17 protein-coding genes are annotated in these 16,758 nt (G+C 65.8%); 5 read left to right on the top strand and 12 right to left on the bottom strand.

Annotation, left to right across the window (positions count from 1 at the left end; genetic code table 11):
• Positions 1–127: 127 nt before the first annotated feature.
• Both GWC77_RS17080 and GWC77_RS17075 read right to left on the bottom strand, forming a co-directional pair.
• Positions 128–1,021: a LysR substrate-binding domain-containing protein gene (locus tag GWC77_RS17080; RefSeq protein ID WP_173258839.1), complete on the bottom strand. Its 894-nt coding sequence runs from the start codon at positions 1,019–1,021 to the stop codon at positions 128–130.
• Between the two features lie 58 nt (positions 1,022–1,079).
• On the bottom strand, positions 1,080–1,745 hold the full coding sequence (locus GWC77_RS17075; protein ID WP_173258837.1) for a GntR family transcriptional regulator: 666 nt from the start codon (positions 1,743–1,745) through the stop codon (positions 1,080–1,082).
• A 32-nt stretch (positions 1,746–1,777) separates the two neighbouring features.
• On the opposite strand from GWC77_RS17075, the gene GWC77_RS17070 reads away from it, so the two are divergent.
• Together GWC77_RS17070 and GWC77_RS17065 are read left to right on the top strand one after the other, a co-directional pair.
• A complete protein-coding gene (locus tag GWC77_RS17070) occupies positions 1,778–2,935 on the top strand; it encodes a pyridoxal phosphate-dependent aminotransferase (RefSeq protein WP_173258835.1) in 1,158 nt (385 codons plus the stop codon).
• Between the two features lie 147 nt (positions 2,936–3,082).
• Positions 3,083–3,733 carry a glutathione S-transferase family protein gene (locus tag GWC77_RS17065; protein ID WP_173258834.1) on the top strand — a complete coding sequence of 217 codons (651 nt, stop codon included), beginning with the start codon at positions 3,083–3,085 and terminating at the stop codon, positions 3,731–3,733.
• Positions 3,734–3,889: 156 nt separating this feature from the next.
• On the opposite strand, the gene GWC77_RS17060 is transcribed toward GWC77_RS17065, so the two are convergent.
• A complete protein-coding gene (locus tag GWC77_RS17060) occupies positions 3,890–4,450 on the bottom strand; it encodes an AraC family transcriptional regulator (protein ID WP_173258832.1) in 561 nt (186 codons plus the stop codon).
• 267 nt (positions 4,451–4,717) lie between these two features.
• Here GWC77_RS17060 and GWC77_RS17055 point away from each other — a divergent pair, with 267 nt between their 5' ends.
• Positions 4,718–5,590, top strand: coding sequence for a cytochrome c oxidase assembly protein (locus GWC77_RS17055; RefSeq protein WP_173258830.1), 873 nt, complete (start codon positions 4,718–4,720; stop codon positions 5,588–5,590).
• Positions 5,591–5,619: 29 nt separating this feature from the next.
• Here GWC77_RS17055 and GWC77_RS17050 read toward each other — a convergent pair whose 3' ends face one another.
• The 3 genes from GWC77_RS17050 to GWC77_RS17040 all read right to left on the bottom strand — a co-directional run bounded on the left by GWC77_RS17050 (position 5,620) and on the right by GWC77_RS17040 (position 8,672).
• Complete coding sequence (locus GWC77_RS17050) at positions 5,620–5,763, bottom strand: hypothetical protein (RefSeq protein WP_173258726.1); 144 nt, start codon at positions 5,761–5,763, stop codon at positions 5,620–5,622.
• 86 nt (positions 5,764–5,849) lie between these two features.
• Complete coding sequence (locus GWC77_RS17045) at positions 5,850–7,676, bottom strand: DUF3857 and transglutaminase domain-containing protein (protein ID WP_254367012.1); 1,827 nt, start codon at positions 7,674–7,676, stop codon at positions 5,850–5,852.
• Positions 7,677–7,778: 102 nt separating this feature from the next.
• Positions 7,779–8,672: an AraC family transcriptional regulator gene (locus GWC77_RS17040; protein ID WP_173258827.1), complete on the bottom strand. Its 894-nt coding sequence runs from the start codon at positions 8,670–8,672 to the stop codon at positions 7,779–7,781.
• A gap of 117 nt (positions 8,673–8,789) precedes the next feature.
• Between GWC77_RS17040 and GWC77_RS17035 the strand changes: the two genes are divergently transcribed.
• The gene (locus GWC77_RS17035; protein WP_173258825.1) at positions 8,790–9,338 is read left to right on the top strand and encodes a hypothetical protein; all 549 of its coding nucleotides are present in this window, start codon (positions 8,790–8,792) and stop codon (positions 9,336–9,338) included.
• Positions 9,339–9,401: 63 nt separating this feature from the next.
• Here GWC77_RS17035 and GWC77_RS17030 read toward each other — a convergent pair whose 3' ends face one another.
• Complete coding sequence (locus GWC77_RS17030; protein ID WP_173258823.1) at positions 9,402–9,707, bottom strand: HigA family addiction module antitoxin; 306 nt, start codon at positions 9,705–9,707, stop codon at positions 9,402–9,404.
• A 199-nt stretch (positions 9,708–9,906) separates the two neighbouring features.
• Here GWC77_RS17030 and GWC77_RS17025 point away from each other — a divergent pair, with 199 nt between their 5' ends.
• A complete protein-coding gene (locus GWC77_RS17025; RefSeq protein ID WP_173258822.1) occupies positions 9,907–10,737 on the top strand; it encodes an MFS transporter in 831 nt (276 codons plus the stop codon).
• A gap of 42 nt (positions 10,738–10,779) precedes the next feature.
• On the opposite strand, the gene hutG is transcribed toward GWC77_RS17025, so the two are convergent.
• Genes hutG through hutC form a run of 5 tightly spaced genes read right to left on the bottom strand, consistent with a single transcriptional unit; the run spans position 10,780 to position 16,726 of the window.
• Positions 10,780–11,598, bottom strand: coding sequence for an N-formylglutamate deformylase (gene hutG, locus GWC77_RS17020; protein ID WP_173258820.1), 819 nt, complete (start codon positions 11,596–11,598; stop codon positions 10,780–10,782).
• A 55-nt stretch (positions 11,599–11,653) separates the two neighbouring features.
• The gene (locus GWC77_RS17015) at positions 11,654–13,060 is read right to left on the bottom strand and encodes a formimidoylglutamate deiminase (protein ID WP_173258725.1); all 1,407 of its coding nucleotides are present in this window, start codon (positions 13,058–13,060) and stop codon (positions 11,654–11,656) included.
• Positions 13,057–14,298 carry an imidazolonepropionase gene (hutI, locus tag GWC77_RS17010; protein WP_173258818.1) on the bottom strand — a complete coding sequence of 414 codons (1,242 nt, stop codon included), beginning with the start codon at positions 14,296–14,298 and terminating at the stop codon, positions 13,057–13,059. The genes GWC77_RS17015 and hutI overlap by 4 nt, the downstream gene beginning before the upstream one ends.
• 10 nt (positions 14,299–14,308) lie before the next feature.
• Positions 14,309–15,997 (bottom strand): urocanate hydratase, encoded by a 1,689-nt coding sequence (gene hutU / locus GWC77_RS17005; protein ID WP_173258816.1) that lies wholly within the window; start codon positions 15,995–15,997, stop codon positions 14,309–14,311.
• 33 nt (positions 15,998–16,030) lie between these two features.
• Positions 16,031–16,726, bottom strand: coding sequence for a histidine utilization repressor (gene hutC, locus GWC77_RS17000; RefSeq protein WP_173258814.1), 696 nt, complete (start codon positions 16,724–16,726; stop codon positions 16,031–16,033).
• Between the last annotated feature and the right edge of the window lie 32 nt (positions 16,727–16,758).

The following is a 16,758-nucleotide window of genomic DNA, read 5'->3' as shown; positions in this document are numbered from 1 at the left end:
GAACGTGAACAACTTCTCGGTGAATGTGTCGCTACCGCGCATGATCTTCAGGAGGCAGACAGGGCTTTCTTATCAACGCTTCGGCCACCTCGTCCGATGACCAGGCGAGTGGTATTTCAGCAAGCTGCTAGCGCGCCGCCCCGGCGGCCTCTTCGTGCAGCCAGCGGCGCAACGCATCGATGGCATCGCGTTTCGCGCTGTCGGAGCGCCAGACGATGAAGTGCGCGTAGATGTCCTTGATACTGCGCCGCCAGAGCCGGACAAGGGCACCCTTCGCAAGCTCGGCTTCGACGAGCGTCGCGCGCGCGAGCGCAATGCCGAGCCCGTCCGCGGCGGCGTCGATGAGCGCACCGGCGTCCGTGAAAAGCGGCCCGCCGCGCGGCTCGGTCAGATCGAGACCGACGGCCTGGAACCACGGCTCCCACGGCTGGGAGGCATGGCGCAGCAACGTGCAGCGCGCGAGATCGGCGAACCGCCGAGGCAGCCGCCCTCCTCGATAAGCGGGGCTCGCGACCGCGAATATCTCCTCGCCCATCAGCCGCTCGGCCTCGAGGCCAGGCCACCCACCCGGCCCGTAGCGCAACGCGACATCCACGCCATCGTGCCGGTCGAAACGCGCGAGCGCCGCCTCGGGGCGCAGTTGCAGCGAGATATCGGGGTGACGGCGCAAAAATGCGGGAAGACGCGGCGCGAGCCATCGCGCGGCGAACGGCGGCAGCACGCTCACCGTCAGCTTCGTCGGTTCAGGCTTGCGCGCTTCGCGGGTACGCTGGCGCGGCGGTACGCGCTCGAATGCGCGCTGCAGTACCTCGAGTCCCTGACGCACCTGCAGCGCGAGCGCGTGAGCCTCCGGCGTCGCCACTGCGCCAAAACGCTCACGCACGAAAAGCGCGGTGCCCAGGCGCAGTTCGAGCGCGCGCACGTGCTGGCTGATCGCACCTTGCGTCAGCGCGAGTTCGTCCGCTGCGCGCGTGAAGCTGCCGAGCCGGACGGCGGCTTCGAACGCGCGCAACGTCTGCATGGGGGGAAGACGTGAACCGGTCATCGTACGGCAGGCGGTGGCGTGGGTGTTTCGCGCATCATGCACCCGCTTCGCGGTTTTTCGCACGCAACGCCGCTTTCATCACCGCGCCCGCGGCCGTGATATGCGCCTTCGTCAGACCTTTCGCCTTACGGCGATCGCGCGCCATCACGGCCTCGAGGATCGCCGCGTGCTCCGCACACGAGGTCTCCTGGTACGGCTCGAGCTGCCAGACCAGCCGCAAATAGCGGTCGGCCTTGCGCCAGAGTACTTCGAGCGTCTCGAGCAGATGCGGCTTACCGCCCGCGGCGTAGATCGCGCGGTGAAATGCCCAGTTGTCCTTCGACCACGCCTCGACGTCGCGCGCCTTGCGATCGCGTTCGAGAATCTCGCGCGCGGCCCGGGCATCTTCCGGGCCGAACGCATCGATCGCAGCGTCGAGTGCGATGAGCTCCAACGCCACGCGCATTTCCTGAAGCTCCTCGGCTTCCGATGCGCTCATCGCCGAAACGAACGCACCGCGATTCGGCACCAGCGTGACGAACCCGCTCGCTTGTAGCTGCGCAAACGCCTCGCGCACGGGAATGTGGCTCGTTCCGAATTCGGCCGCGAGGCGGTCCTGCCGCAACTGCGTGCCGGGCGGCAACTCGCCGCTCGCAATGCGTTCGCGAATACGGTCGGCAAGCGCCACCGAAGAAACTTTTGCACCGGCCGACTTTTTCATTTTAATATATTAAAACTCATTCGGAGGTCGATATGACAGTATCCAGACTGCGAAATATCCCCGGCATCGGTGTCGACCGGGTCGGCGACGCGGCGGACTCGATGCACGACGCGGACATTCTACGGCTCGAAAATCTCGACACCGATCTCCGCCCGCCCGCGGCAGCCTTGAAGTTCACGCGCGAAGCCGTCGACGACGACGCGGCCAACAGCTACCTGCCGTTTCTCGGGCTGCCCACTTTGCGGCAAGCCGCCGCCGAGCGCGTCGGACGGGCCGCGGGGCACCGCTACGACGCCGCGACGGAGTGTATCGTTTCGGCCGGCGGCCTGGCCGGTATCTTCAACGTGCTGCTCTCGATCCTGGAACCCGGCGACGAAGTCGTGCTGACGACACCGACCTACGCCGGGCTCATCAATCGCGTCCATCTTGCGGGCGGTGTGCCGAAATTCGCGCGGCTCGTAGCCGGCGCCGACGGCTGGCGGCTCGATCTCGACAGCTTGGCCGCGGCCGTGGGACCCCGCACGAAGGCGTTTCTGATGATGTCGCCATCGATGCCGAGCGGCTATGTCGCCACGGCGGACGAATGGCAGGCGATTGCCGAACATTGCCGTCGCGCCGGCGCATGGCTCGTCTATGACGCCGCCATGGAGCGGATTCTCTTCGACGGCCGCGCCGTGCTTCATCCGGCCGGTTTGCCCGACATGCGCGAGCGCACGATTACGGTCGGCGCGGTCTCGAAGGAGTACCGGATGATCGGCTGGCGCATCGGCTGGATCGTCGGCGCTGCCACGATCATGCGCGATGTTCGGCTCGCGAGCCTCTCGAACGTCGTCTGTCAGGTCGGCATTGCCATGCCGGGGGCGGCCGCCGCGCTGACGGCAGCCGACGACGGCGTGGCGGCAGCCGTAACCGAATGGGAAAAACGCCGGGACGTCCTCGTCGCGCAACTGGCCGACCTGCCGGTCGTGCGGCCGCACGGTGGCTGGTCGCTACTGATCGATACCGATGCGCTCGGCATCGAGCCGGGCGAGGCGTCGCAACGATTGCTCGCACACGGCAAGATCGCCGCTACACCCATGACGAACTGGGGCCCCGGCGCCGAACGCTATCTGCGCTTCGTATTTTCCAACGAGCCGGCTTCGCGGTTGGGCGACGTACGCGAGCGCATCCGCGCGTCGTGGAATTTGTGAGCGCGCGCGGCACACCGATCGGGCGACTCCCGGGGGGCCATTAGAGACGCTAATGGCTCGAGCGCAGTATTCCTGCTTTGCCGGTCGCGGCTGCGCTGGCTAGACTCGTCGTTGCGAATTCACCTGAATCTTTGCGACGAAAGCCAAATGAACTATCGACTCTACTATTCGCCCGGTGCCTGCTCGTTGGCCGTTCATATCGCGCTCGAAGAAATCGGCATACCGTTCGAGCGCCAGGAAGTCTCGGTTGCGCGAGGCGAGACCACGCAGCCCGACTACCTGGCCGTCAACCCGAAAGCGCGCGTGCCCGCGCTCGCCATTGCGGGCGAAACACGCGTGCTGACCGAACTGCCCGCCATTCTCACGTTTCTCGCGCGACGGCACCCCGAGGCGAACCTATTGCCGAACGAGAACGCGCTCGACGAGGCACGCTGTCACGAATGGCTCGCGTGGCTTGCCGGCTGGGTGCACGGCGTCGGTTACGGCGAGCTCTGGCGCCCACTGCGGTTCGTCTCCGATGCTTCGTTGTGCGAAACGATCAGCGCAGCCGGCAGACGCACCATCGAACGATCCTGCGTTTGCATCGAAGCGGAGCTCGCCGATGGGCGACCGTGGGCCGTCGCTCACGGTTATTCGATCGTCGATCCGTTTTTGCTCGTTCTTTATCGCTGGGGCAACCGGATCGGGCTGCCGATGCGCGAGCGCTATCCGGCTTGGACCGGGGTCGTGCAGCGTGTCTCGACACGTCCGGCCGTGCAGCGCGCCATGGCGAACGAGGGGGTCTTCCTGGACCGATGAAGCGCGTCCGCTCAAGCGTCGCCGGTCGGGACGATGTCGGCGCCCTCGACCATCAGGATGACGGTCTTGCCCGGTGCGCGCGGACGGTGGGACACACTATTCCCGCGCTCGTGGCAGCGAATACGCACCCCTGGTACAACCAGACGCTTTGCCGGGTCAACGTTGCCGGCACGCGAAAGCGAGCCTCAGCTCACGGACATACTCGCTGACTGTACAGCCGAAGCGTGCGCGGAATTCGCGACAGAAATAGTCGGCCGACACATTGCATTCGGCGGCGATCGCTTCGAGCGAAAGCGGCTCGCAGCAACATTCGCGCAGCATCGCTTCGGCGCGATCGAGCCAGCGTCGCCGCCCGCGTAAGCCCGTCGGTCTCGAGTCGGTCGCGGCGCGTTCGCAGGCAGCGAGTATTTCGAGTGCGAGGCCCTCGACGGCAAGCGGCGTCGCCGAATCGGGCATCCCGCATTCATACACGAGCCTGCGCATCAGCGCCACCGGCGCACCGGCCGCAAAATCGGCCGCCCGCTCCAATACCTGGGCGCAGCCGCGTAGTCGTTCGGCCCAGCAACGGTCGAACTCGAGGTGAACGACGTGCCCGCCCGGGCCGTACCAGCAGTTCTCGTGCGGCATCGCCGCCGGAAAGAATGTCAACGACATCGGCGCCTCGCCGCCTTGGCTGCCGGGCCACGCGCGTGTGCCGCGACCGTCGAGCGTGCTCATGGCGCGGAATGACGAGATCGGAGACGAAGTCGGTTTCGGCAACGGCCAATCCGTTTGCCTTGTAGCGCGATCGCGTCTTGCCGAAGTAATCGCCCGGTTCCAGGACTCTGAGCATGAAGCGGCTCCCGTCGTGCGCCTGAGCGCAAATGATGTTTCTCATTTTACCGAGGAGGGCCTGTTCGCGCCGATTGCGGCCCGCGCCGCCGATGCTGTTAATATGCAGCGCGCCGTACCGCGAAGCGTACGACTGCCGTATCACTCATCGCCATGTCCGTCATCAGCCTGCTCGACCCCTGGGAGCCCTCTCCCGCGTTTGTCGCCGTTGTGCTCGTCACAGCCGTGCTCTATGCGCGCGGCGCGCGGCGCGCCCCTGTGACGATCGCGCGTCAAGCCGCGTTCTGGACCGGCCTCGTGCTGTTTTATCTCGCACTCCACACGCGGCTCGATTACTACGCCGAGCACCAGTTCTTCGTGCATCGGCTGCAGCACCTGGTGCTGCATCATCTCGCGCCGCTCGTGCTGATGGCCTCGTATCCGGGCAGTGTCCTACGCGCGGGGCTGCCATTTGCATGGCGGCCCGCGCTACGGCGCTGGCAGCGCAGCACGTCGGCACGTCTGGCCGCAGCGACCTTGCTCAACCCCACGGTCATTTCGCTTGCGTTCGTCGTTTCGGTCGTTTTCTGGCTCGTCCCGTCGGTCCAATTCGTCGCGATGCTCGACTGGCGCCTCTATACGCTCATGAACTGGTCCGTGGCCATCAGCGGCCTCGCCTATTGGTGGATGCTGCTCGATCACCGCCGCGCGCCACCGAGCCGCACGCGGCCCGGCTTGCGCGTGCTGTCTCCCGTGATCACCATGACGCCGCAGATTCTCGTCGGCGCGATCGTCACTTTTTCGTCGCAAGACCTCTATCCGATCTTCACGCTGTGCGGACGCGCGTTCACTTCGATTCCGCCCGTGCTCGATCAAAGCCTCGGCGGCCTCATCATGTGGGTGCCCGCGGCCGTGCTCGAATCGATCGGCGCGATGATGGCGCTGCGCCATATGATGCGTTTGTCGGCGAGCGCGCCCACGACGATCTCACACGTGCGCGCCAGCACAGGCAGCGCGACGCCGGCGCTGGAGACTTCTTCGCGCTGACGACAGCTCTTGACGACGATCGTGCCGTGTCAGCCCGCCAGCCATGCGCCATAACGCGCCAGATCGACGTTGCCGCCGCTCACGATGACGCCCACGCGCTTGCCGGCGATACGCCCGGCAGCGGCAACGACGTCGGAATACGTGGGCAAGCTCAGCATAGCGGTCGAAGACACTGTGCACTCCGGAAAATGGGCCGATCGGGAGCCCGCTTTCGGCGCAACGCCGCCCGGGCGAATCGGATTCGTGACGCGGCATCGTATCACCTCGAACGCGAGGGTTCTTCGACGCGCGGCGCGACGATGACTTGCGCCAGCGCGTCGCGTTCCATGCGTTCGAGCGCTGGGCGCATCGCCGCGAATTCGTCAGGAGTGCAGACTTGTTTGCCGAAGCGCGCCTGCAGCCGGCGCGTGATTTGCACGATATGCGTCGCCGGATCGAACACGTAGTGCGAGCGATAGTGCAGCCCACCCGCGCTCAATTCCATATCGTTCGGCACGAACACCGCGCGCATGCCGGAGGGCAATGCGATCTGGCCCGCCTCGTCGAAGCCCCCGCCGATGCAGACGAACGCCTGGGTGCGCACACCGGCCGCCAGCCATTGCTGGACCTGCGTCGCGATCCCGCCGGATAGACTCGAGACCGCCGGCATGCCCGTCATCCCGTCCGGCCAGATCACATGCTCGAGCGCGCCCGTCATCGAGACCGCGAACGGTCCGCTCGTGGCCGCGACATCGTCGGCAACGATCGTCGCGCTCCCGCGCAAACCGGCGTTATGCAGACGTTCGTACGCGATTTGCTGCACGCGCTCGTGCGTCGCGCGGCGAAATACGTTCCGTTCGAGTTCCGCTGTCCAGCCGCTGTCCTCGACGCGATAGGCGTAACGGGCGGCGCCGCTCGCATCGATGTCGATCTGCACGCGCGATGCGCGCTCGCGCGGCTCGACGGCAGGCGTGCGCACCAGGCGCGCTTCGTCCACCAGCAGCGCGGGCCGGTCCATGACGCCGGGCGGCAGATACCCGAACGCGATGCCACCCGCGGTCGTATCGGCAAACGTCTGGAGCTCCGGCATCCAGACGATTACATGGTTGATCGCGCTCGCGCCGTAACCGGGCACCGACGGCAGCGTGTAGACGGGACCGAGACCGATCAGTGCCGGCTCACTCCGAATACCGGCCGCGGCGAGCAGCGCGCCGAAAAGCGCGACGTGATCCTTGCAATCGCCATAGCGGTTGCGCAGGACATCGATCACTCGATGCGGCCGCGCCGCTGTTGCACCCACGAAAAGCGCCACATAACGTATGTTCGCGCGCATCCAGTCGTAGATGGCACGAGCTTTCGAAGCCGGATCGGGCTGCGCGTCCGTCAACGCGTGCGCCAGCGCGGCGATAGCCGGATCCGCGGCGCTTGCGTCCTCGGCGCCCGCCCGGTATCGCTCGGCGAACGCGGCGAAGTCCGCATCGGTCGTGACCATCAACCGGTCGCCGTCCTGGGCATAGCCGACCGCACCGGGCTCCGTCGCCGCATAGGGCCCATGCCGGTAATCGAAGGTGTAGCGCGTGCGCGCACCGTCGGTCACGGGCGGCTCGCCGACATATCCGCGCGCATCGGCGTGAAGCGGCATGTCCGAGGGCAAATCGAAGATAAGCTGTTGGGACTCGACGGGCTCGCGCGTCGGCTCGACGAAATAGCTGAACGCACCAGGCTCGATCGGTTTGCTACGAACCTTGCGAAAGACGACGTGGATGCGCCAGCCCGGCTCCATGCCCGGGAAAATGATCGTCCGCAAGACGCCGTCCTCGAAGGTCGGCGCACCTGACGCACGCGGCTCCTGCACGTCGCGAATCGCCTCCGGCCCAACCGGATGCCGCCCCCCGCCCGGATCGATCGACTCGGCCGTCACGATCGCGAGCTTTTCAGTGTCCTTGTCGAACCACACGTAATGCTGTGCGATCGCATCGACCCCGCTCGACGTGTTCGCGCGCAACGTCGTGTCGTCGTACTCCTCCACGGTCCCGTCCCGTTGCACTACGAAGCGATGCACGTCCGATTCGATCGTCGACGGCGCATCTTGCGACGCCTGAGCCATCGCGCTCGCGCACGACACAGCGGCGGTCAGGGCGACCGCATGCATTGCAAGAACGAAACCGCCTGCGCGGCACCGGGTACGCCAGAGAGCCATCACGCCCCGTCAGCCGGTGAGCCGCGCGCGGTACGCACGCGGGCTTTCGCCGAATTCGGCCCGGAAAGCACGGTTGAAGTTCGAAACGTCCTCGAACCCGCAATCGAGCGCGATGTCGATGATTTTGCCCGGCGCATCGGCGAGACGCTGAGCCGCGAGCCGCAAGCGCGCACGCACGATGTATTGATGCGGCGTCGTGCCCGTGGCCTGCTCGAACGTACGCAGGAAGTGATAAGGACTCAGTCCGGCATGCTCGGCAAGGCGATCGAGGCCGAGGTCGCTCTCGGGCGCTGCGTCGATCAACTGAAGAATCTGCATCACCCGTTCGATCGCCGCGCTGGAGGCACCGCGCATATCGCGCGGCGAAAGGCCCGCGGTGTGCCGTAGCGCATGCGCGGCAAGCGCTGTGGCGAGTGCGTCCCACCCGCTTGCGCTTCGCATCGATACGCCCGCGCAAGCAGTCGCGACAAACGGAGCAAACGCGCGCGAGGGCGCGATGCGCGCGGCGCCGAAACGCGCGCATCGCGGCGTTACGCCCACGTCCGCCGCAATTCGCTCGAAGTATGCCGATGTAAAACGAAACGCAATGCAGCGATCGCCTTCGCGGTGACGGTGACCGCACTCGAAGCACTCGCCGTCATTGCCGAGCATCACCGCGCCCGGCGTCATCAATGCCCGCCCCGACGGCGTCCGATACTCGAACGCACCCGCGACGACGAGCGCGACGAGCGTGCGCGCGTGCCGCTCCTCGAACGGAACGTCGTTCGGGCCATGCGTGCAGAGCACATCGGCCACCTGCCAACCCTCGCCCGCGACGAGCGTGCGTGGCGTCGTGCGCGCGCGAGCACCGGTCTCGCGCCGCCATGCCAGCGCCGCGTCGAGTCCGGCCGCAATATTTGCCAAGATTCGCCCCTTACATCGCCATAGGATCGTTATAGAACATCGCACGCGCCGCGGCCTGCCGCCGGTCGATGCGCGAACCGATGAACCGACGAACCGTCCGTTGCACGGAGATCATCTATGAATACTATCGAAACGAGCTTGCAACATGAATTCCCAGGTGCGCTGACAGCGCCGGAACGCGCCGCCGATATCGACGACGCAGACGATATCTACGGCTGGCTGATCGGCAGTTGGTCGCTCGAAGTCCTGCATTATCGCGGTGTCGATGTGCGCGGTCGGGGACTCATGGCCGAGGCTCACTTTGCGCGCGTGCTCGAGGGCCGCGCGATCGGCGATGTCTGGATCATGCCCCCGAGAGGCTCGCGCGAGCCGCGCGAAACCGGCATGAATATGTACGGCATGACGCTGCGCTGTTGGGATCCGCAGCTGCGGGCCTGGCGGATCACGTGGGCGAATCCGGCCGGACCTCATCGCGAGACGCAAATCGGCCGCCGTGTCGGCCGCGATATCGTACAAACCGGCGCGCGGCCCGATGGTCAGGCGACGCGCTGGCGGTTTACCGAAATCACGCCCGAACGCTTTCATTGGATCGGCGAGGCCCTCGCCCCCGACGGCGAAACCTGGCAACTCGAAGGAGAGTTCGGCGCAACGCGCGTCGGTCGCTGAATTGCGCGAAGTCGTCTATGGAGATAGCGGTAAAGGGGCCTTGGGGTTCGACGAAGAACGCACTCAGAACAACGAACGCTGCCGCTGCCGTGCCATCGAGACGACGTTGAGCTCGTCGAGCCGCTCGCGCGCCTTTGCGAGGTCGTGCACGAGTTGCCGCTGCAGCCACGTTTCGGCCCCGCCGCCGAACGCTTTGTCGAGCCGCAGCGCCATTTCGGGCGAGATGCCCGACTTGCCGCTCAGCAGATTCGTCAGCGCCTGGCGGCTCACTCCGAGCACGGCGGCGCCCTCGGTCACGCTGAGGTTGAAGCGTTCGAGACAGGTCTGGCGCACTATCGCGCCTGGGTGGATGAAGTCGGAATCGGCCATGGGCCGCACATTATCGGGGAACGACCGAATCGTCAACTGACAATGGACGCTTGTCGATCGACGCCGACCGCACGGGCGATCGCATCCGGGGCGCGCGGAAACTGTGAAGTGCTGCTTCACAGTACGTCAACATTGCGATGGATAGTCGCTCGCGGAAGGCGATGGTACATCTGAACTCCCTTCGCTTGGAGAACTTCCGATGACCTCCGCTCCGCTTTCGGCCGCCATCGCGCCGACGCGTTCGCCCTGGCGCAGCCTGCTTTGGACCATCCCGCTGACCGCTCTTTGGATCGCGCTGATCTACCGGCTGCCGATCGTCCCCACGAGCGGCGTTCCGACCACCGCCCATCAACTGACGGCCCATGCGTTCATCGCACTCGGCTTGTGGCTCGGCCTCGAACATACCGAGCTGACGCCAGCACAGCGTCGCGCGACGTGGCTGGCCGTCATGATCCCCGACACGCTTTGGTTCGCGGTTGCCTGGAGCGCGGCGATCGACGGCGGGTTTCATACGAATCCCGCTTCCCCCGTACCGTGGCTGCCGTTGGCGATATTCCTGCCCGTGCTGATCGGCGTGCCGCTGTTGCTGTCGTCAAAGCGCATCGGAAAGGTACTCGACGCGATGCCTGAGACGTGGCTCGTCGCACTTCAGTTTTACCGTGTATTCGGCAGCTTTGCGCTCGCAGCATGGCTGCGCGGCGGAATGCCCGGCGCGTTCGCCTTGCCCGCGGGAATCGGCGACGTCTTGACCGGCGTACTCGCCTTGCCGGCGGCAATGGCCCTGGCGGCTGGCACCGCCGAGGGTCGAAAAGCCGCAATCGCCTGGAACATCATCGGCCTCGCGGACTTCGCGATCGCCATCACCATGGGAATGATTACTTCCCCTGGCCCGCTCCAACTGATCGTGCCAAACGTGCCGAGCATCGGTGTCGGCGTTTATCCAGACGTGTTGACGCCTGCGTTCGTGGTGCCGAGCTCGATCCTGCTGCATGCCCTGTCGCTGCGACAGCTGATGCGCCGACGCCGCTGACGGCACGAAGCAGTCAGGCCTTCAACGGTGCGGACGGGGCGTTCAGCTTGCCGCGCGCACACAGTCCAGCGCCTCGTGCACGAGCGATTCGACGAGCGGCTGGACGCGCGCCGCGAGCGCCTCGTCATAGGGGTAAGGCCGCGCCTCGCGCATGTAGGTGATTTGCGAAAGTTCGAGCTGCACCGCATGGACGCCGTTATCGGGCGCACCGTAGCGGCGGGTGATATATCCGCCCTTGAAGCGCCCGTTGGCCACGGCGGTATAGCCGCTGCCGTGCCGAGTCACATGCAGCGTGAGCGCCTCGGCGAGCCCGTGGACCGCGCTCGCGCCGCCGGCTGTACCGAAGTTGAAATCGGGCAACCGCCCTTCGAAAAAGCGCGGCACGCGCGAACGGATCGAATGCGCATCCCACAACAGCACCGAGCCGTGCAAGGACTTCAGCCGAGCAAGTTCGCCCTCGAGCGCATCGTGGTAGGGCTGCCAGTATTGCGCGCGCCGACGCTCGATCTCGTTGGCATTCGGCTCGCCCCCGGGATGGTAGAGCGGCGCCTTGTCGAACGTATCGATCGGTACCAGACCCGTCGTATCCTGCCCCGGGTAGAGGCTTGCGTCATCAGGCGGACGGTTCAGGTCGATCACATAACGGGCATAGCAAGGCACGATCACCGATGCCCCCAACGCCCGCGCGAACGCATACAGCCGTTCGAGATGCCAGTCGCAATCGTCGACGTGGCGAGCGACATCGGTCATTCCGGCCGCTACGGCAGCCGGAATCGCCGTGCCGACATGCGGCATCGATACGAGGAGCGGTAGCGTCCCCTCGTGCAACGTCAACACTGGCGGTTCGGGTGGGGTTGTCATATTGAGCTCCTGCCTCTGCTAGTGCTTCCATTCGCGTAGTCGCGCAACCCGCGGATCACCGCATCAATTGCGCTACCGCCATACGATACGCCGCATAGACACGCGCCTCGTCGATATGCCGCCGCTCGCGCACGACGCAGCGGCCGGCTACATGGACATCGCGGATCGGCGTCTCGCCTTGTTCACAAAAGACGATAGCCGAAAGCCACGAAGCGGTGGGACGTGCATCGACGCTCGGATGGTCCGGATCGAGCACGAGCCAGTCGGCACGACTTCCCGCCCGCAATGCGCCCGTCGGGCGACCCGTCGCCTGCGCTCCACCCGCCAGCGCCGCGTCCACGAGTTGCTCGCCCAGTTGCTTGCCCTCGATGGCCGCAAGCACGTTCCGCTCGCGCCGCGCAAGGCGCTGCCCATACTCGAGCAGACGCAACTCGGCGCGCCAGTCCACCGCGATCTGGCTGTCCGAGCCGACGCCAAACCGTCCCTGCGCATCGAGGTAGCGTCGCGCCGGGAACACGCCATCGCCAAGGTTCGCTTCCGTCGTCGGGCACAGCCCCACCACCGCCTTGCTGCGCGCGAGCGCGACCGTCTCGGCGTCGTCGAGATGCGTCGCATGCACGAGGCACCAGCGCGCGTCGACATCGGCGTGATCGAGCAACCAGGCCACGGGCCGCGCCCCGGTCGCCACGACACATTCGTCGACTTCACCCGTTTGCTCCGCGATGTGGATGTGAATCGGCGCATTCGGCATACGGGCGCGAATGCCTTTCGTCAAGGCGAGCAACGATGGCTCCGATACCGCGCGCAACGAGTGCGGTGCGACACCGTATGTGCGCGTGCCATCTTCGGGATGCGCGCTTCGCAAGCTGTCGAACATGCTGAGCAACGCGTCCGGATCGCTGATGAATCGCCGTTGATCGGCACGCGGAGCACGCCCTCCGAATCCGCTCGATTCGTAAAGCACGGGCAGCATCGTGATCCCGATCCCAACGCCCGCCGCGGCACACAGCACCCGCTCGGCAAGCTCGGACGGACGGGCATAGCGGCTGCCATCGGGCGCATGATGCAGGTAGTGGAATTCACAGACGGACGTGTAACCCGCTTTCAACATCTCCACGTAGAGCCAGGCGGCAACGGCTTCGAGCGTCTCCGGCGTCATGCGCGCGGCGAAGCGGTACATCGAATCGCGCCAACTCCAGAACGTATCGCGCCCCTCGCCGCGATATTCCGCGAGGCCCGCCATCGCGCGCTGAAATGCGTGGGAATGCAGATTCGGCATGCCCGGCATGATCGGACCCGCCGCGCGCGGCGTATCCACTTGTGCGCGCGCGCCGGCCTCCACGCTCGTGAGCGTGCCATGCTCGTCCCATCGCAATAGCACGTCGCGCTGCCATCCGTCGGGCAAATAGGCGTATTGCGCAAAGAGCGAGTGAGCGCGCGGATGTTGCGTGGCCTGCGTCACGTCGTACTCCTTGCCGCGGCCGGCCGCGGCCGGCGATACACCGTGATGCCGTTGCGCACGACGCGAGCGGCGAGCGGACGACCGATCCAGTAGGCGAGTTCGGCCAGCGTATCGACCGACCATGCGACGAAGTCGGCCGCGCGTCCGGCTTCGAGCGCGCCATGCCGCACGTCTTGACCGAGCGCGCGCGCCGCATGCCGTGTCACGCCTTGCAACGCCTCACTGACGGTAAGCCGGAACAGCGTGCATCCGAAGTTCAGCATCGCGACGAGCGATGTCGCGGGCGACGTGCCCGGATTACTGTCGGTGGCAAGGGCGATCGGCACTTCGTAGCGGCGCAGCAACTCGATCGGCGGCAACTGCGTCTCGCGAATGAAGTAATAGGCCCCCGGCAGCAGCACGGCCACCGTGCCCGCCGCTTTCATCGCCACCACGCCGGCTTCGTCGAGATGCTCGAGATGATCGGCCGACAGCGCCCGGTGGCGTGCGGCGAGCGCCGCGCCGCCCATCGCGCTCAACTGCTCCGCGTGCATTTTGACTGGCAAGCCCCTGCGCGCCGCCGCCTCGAGCACGCGCTCGCTTTGCGCGAGCGTGAAGCCGATGCGTTCGCAAAAGACGTCCACCGCATCGACGAGGCCTTCATCCGCGAGCGCGGGCAGCATCCGCTCGCAGACTTCGTCGATATAGGCATCGGCGCGGCCCGCGAATTCCGCAGGTAATGCGTGCGCGCCAAGAAACGTCGTATAGACCGAGACCGGACAGCGCCGTCCAAGCTCGCGCGCGACGCGCAGCATTTTTCGCTCGCTGGCCAGATCGAGACCATAGCCGGACTTGATCTCGACGGCGCCCACGCCGTCTTCGATCAAGGCCGTCAGTCGTTGCTCCGCTGCCGCGACGAGCGCCGCTTCGTCCGCCAGGCGCGTGGCACGCACCGTCGAGGCGATACCGCCGCCGCGACGGGCGATCTCCTCGTAGCTGGCGCCGGCCAGGCGCAACGCGAATTCGTCTGCGCGATGCCCGGCATAGACGAGATGCGTGTGGCAATCGACAAGGCTCGGTGTCACCCAGGCGCCGCCGATGTCTTCGCGCGGCCAGTCATCGAATTCGCGCGGAAGCGCGTCGCGCGCGCCGACCCACGCGAGCTTGCCGTCGCGCACCGCCAGCGCGGCATCGGCGATCGTTTCGTCCGGGTCGCCGTGCGGGCATAGATGCAGGTTCTGCCAGACCAGATCGTTCATCGTTCGATCGTCATTGTCCGAGCATCGGCAGATTCAAGCCGGCTTCGCGCGCGGTGCGCTCGGCCAGCGCATAGCCCGCATCGGCGTGACGCATCACACCCGTGGCCGGATCGTTGAACAGAACGCGTTCGATGCGCCGTGCCGCCGCCTGCGTACCGTCGCAAACAATGACGACACCCGCATGCTGGCTAAAACCCATGCCCACCCCACCGCCATGATGCAGCGAAACCCAAGTGGCCCCGCCCGCGGTATTGAGAAGCGCATTCAACAGGGGCCAGTCGCTCACCGCGTCGGATCCGTCTTTCATCGCTTCGGTCTCGCGGTTCGGGCTGGCAACGGAACCCGTGTCGAGATGATCGCGGCCGATGACGATCGGCGCCTTGAGTTCCCCGCGCGCCACCATTTCATTGAACGCCAGGCCGAGCCGGTAGCGGTCTTTCACGCCGGCCCAGCAGATACGCGCCGGCAACCCCTGGAACGCGATGCGCTCGCGCGCCATGTCGAGCCAATTGTGCAGGTGCGCATCGTCGGGAATCAGCTCCTTCACCTTGGCGTCCGTCTTGTAGATGTCTTCGGGGTCGCCCGAGAGCGCGACCCAGCGAAACGGGCCCTTGCCTTCGCAAAAGAGCGGCCGGATGTAGGCCGGCACGAAACCCGGGAAGTCGAACGCGTTCTCGACGCCCATTTCCTTAGCCATCTGACGAATGTTGTTGCCGTAATCGAGCGTCGCCGCGCCCCGCGATTGCAGCGTCAACATCGCCTGAACATGCTTCGCCATCGATTGCTTTGCGGGCACGACGATGCTCTGAGGATCCACCTTGCGACGCTCGCGCCATGCTTCCAGCGTCCAGCCTTGCGGCAGGTAGCCGTTGATGGGATCGTGCGCGCTCGTCTGATCGGTTACGCAATCGGGCGTGATGCCGCGCGCGACGCATTCGATGAAGACATCGGCCGCATTGCCCAGCAGACCGACCGAAACCGGCTTGCCGCTCGCCTTGGCCGCCTCGATCGTCGCCAGCGCCTCGTCGAGCGTCGTCGCCTTGCGATCGAGGTAGCGCGTCTTCAGACGCATATCGATGCGTGTCTCGTCGCATTCGACGGCGATCATCGAAAAGCCGGCCATCGTCGCGGCCAGCGGTTGCGCGCCGCCCATTCCACCGAGGCCGCCGGTCAAGATCCAGCGCCCCTGCGCCTGGCCGTTGAAATGCTGATTGGCAACGGCGTAAAAGGTCTCGTAAGTGCCCTGCACGATCCCCTGGCTGCCGATATAGATCCAACTCCCGGCTGTCATCTGCCCGTACATCATGAGCCCCTTTCGATCGAGCTCGTGAAAGTGGTCCCAGGTGGCCCAGTGCGGCACGAGATTCGAGTTCGCGAGCAGCACGCGCGGCGCATCGGCATGCGTGCGGAACACGCCGACGGGCTTGCCCGATTGGATCAGCAGGGTTTCGTCGTCGTTCAGTGTCTCGAGCGTGGCGAGGATACGGTCGAAGCATGCCCAGTCGCGCGCCGCACGTCCGATCCCGCCGTAGACGACGAGCGCATGCGGATGCTCGGCGACTTCAGGATCGAGGTTGTTCTGGATCATCCGATACGCGGCTTCAGTGAGCCAGCTCTTGCAGGATTTCATCGGTCCGCGCGGCGCACGCACCGTACGCGAGGCGTCGTAGCGCGGATCGACGGATTTCGGGTCGTTCATGGGGGCCTCTTTGCCTTTCGGTTCGATGCGTTTTCAAAAATGTCCGGTGAAGCGGTAGCGGCTGCCCGGATGCCACAAATTCGCGATCGACGCGACGAGTGCACGCGTCCAGGTGCGCCGGTGCAACACGAGACACGGCTCGCCGTCGGCCATCGTCAGCTGCGCACACGTGTCCGGCTCGGGCAGCGCGGCTTCGATGCGGTACTCGACGCGCGACAGCGGCGCGACGCGCACGAGATACTGGTTCGGGGTGATTTGCGTGAAGTCCTGCAGCGCGTATTCCGGCGCTGCGGCCGGGTTGACCCAGCGCTCTTCGAATTGCACCGGCTCGTCGTTCTCGAAATGCAGGACGCGCGAATGGAAGATCGGACTGCCCGAGTTCAACTGCATCTCTTCAGCCAGTGCCGCATCGGCCACGGTCGCGCCGAGCGAAAGTACGCTCGCTCGATGCCGGTGACCGCGCGCTGCGATTTCGTCCGAGATGCTGCGTATCGCCACGAGCGTCGATTCGTATTTGGGCCGCGCAACGAATGTCCCGGCGCCTTGCACACGGGTGAGCACCTGCTCGGCTGTCAGCTCGCGCAACGCGCGGTTGACCGTCATGCGGGCCACCTTGAACTCGCGCGCGAGCTCGTTCTCGGAGGGCACCTGGTCGCCCTCGCCCCATTCGCCCGCATGGATGCGGGCAAGGATGAAATCCTTGATGCCTTGATAAGCCGGTGCGTTCATTGGCGGGCCGTCTCGATGTCGCGCATTGCCGC

This window comes from Paraburkholderia sp. NMBU_R16, from assembly GCF_013282575.1.
Classification (GTDB): domain Bacteria; phylum Pseudomonadota; class Gammaproteobacteria; order Burkholderiales; family Burkholderiaceae; genus Trinickia.
Note: the sequence above shows the minus strand (reverse complement) of the source record. Positions and strands in the feature narration are given on the sequence as shown.

Coding starts and splice junctions, on each gene's coding strand:
- GWC77_RS17080 (WP_173258839.1), bottom strand. CDS start 1,021: ATGCAGACGTTGCGCGCGTTCGAAGCCGCCGTCCGGCTCGGCAGCTTC.
- GWC77_RS17075 (WP_173258837.1), bottom strand. CDS start 1,745: ATGAAAAAGTCGGCCGGTGCAAAAGTTTCTTCGGTGGCGCTTGCCGAC.
- GWC77_RS17070 (WP_173258835.1), top strand. CDS start 1,778: ATGACAGTATCCAGACTGCGAAATATCCCCGGCATCGGTGTCGACCGG.
- GWC77_RS17065 (WP_173258834.1), top strand. CDS start 3,083: ATGAACTATCGACTCTACTATTCGCCCGGTGCCTGCTCGTTGGCCGTT.
- GWC77_RS17060 (WP_173258832.1), bottom strand. CDS start 4,450: ATGAGCACGCTCGACGGTCGCGGCACACGCGCGTGGCCCGGCAGCCAA.
- GWC77_RS17055 (WP_173258830.1), top strand. CDS start 4,718: ATGTCCGTCATCAGCCTGCTCGACCCCTGGGAGCCCTCTCCCGCGTTT.
- GWC77_RS17045 (WP_254367012.1), bottom strand. CDS start 7,676: ATGGCTCAGGCGTCGCAAGATGCGCCGTCGACGATCGAATCGGACGTG.
- GWC77_RS17035 (WP_173258825.1), top strand. CDS start 8,790: ATGAATACTATCGAAACGAGCTTGCAACATGAATTCCCAGGTGCGCTG.
- GWC77_RS17030 (WP_173258823.1), bottom strand. CDS start 9,707: ATGGCCGATTCCGACTTCATCCACCCAGGCGCGATAGTGCGCCAGACC.
- GWC77_RS17025 (WP_173258822.1), top strand. CDS start 9,907: ATGACCTCCGCTCCGCTTTCGGCCGCCATCGCGCCGACGCGTTCGCCC.
- hutG (WP_173258820.1), bottom strand. CDS start 11,598: ATGACAACCCCACCCGAACCGCCAGTGTTGACGTTGCACGAGGGGACG.
- hutI (WP_173258818.1), bottom strand. CDS start 14,298: ATGAACGATCTGGTCTGGCAGAACCTGCATCTATGCCCGCACGGCGAC.
- hutU (WP_173258816.1), bottom strand. CDS start 15,997: ATGAACGACCCGAAATCCGTCGATCCGCGCTACGACGCCTCGCGTACG.
- hutC (WP_173258814.1), bottom strand. CDS start 16,726: ATGAACGCACCGGCTTATCAAGGCATCAAGGATTTCATCCTTGCCCGC.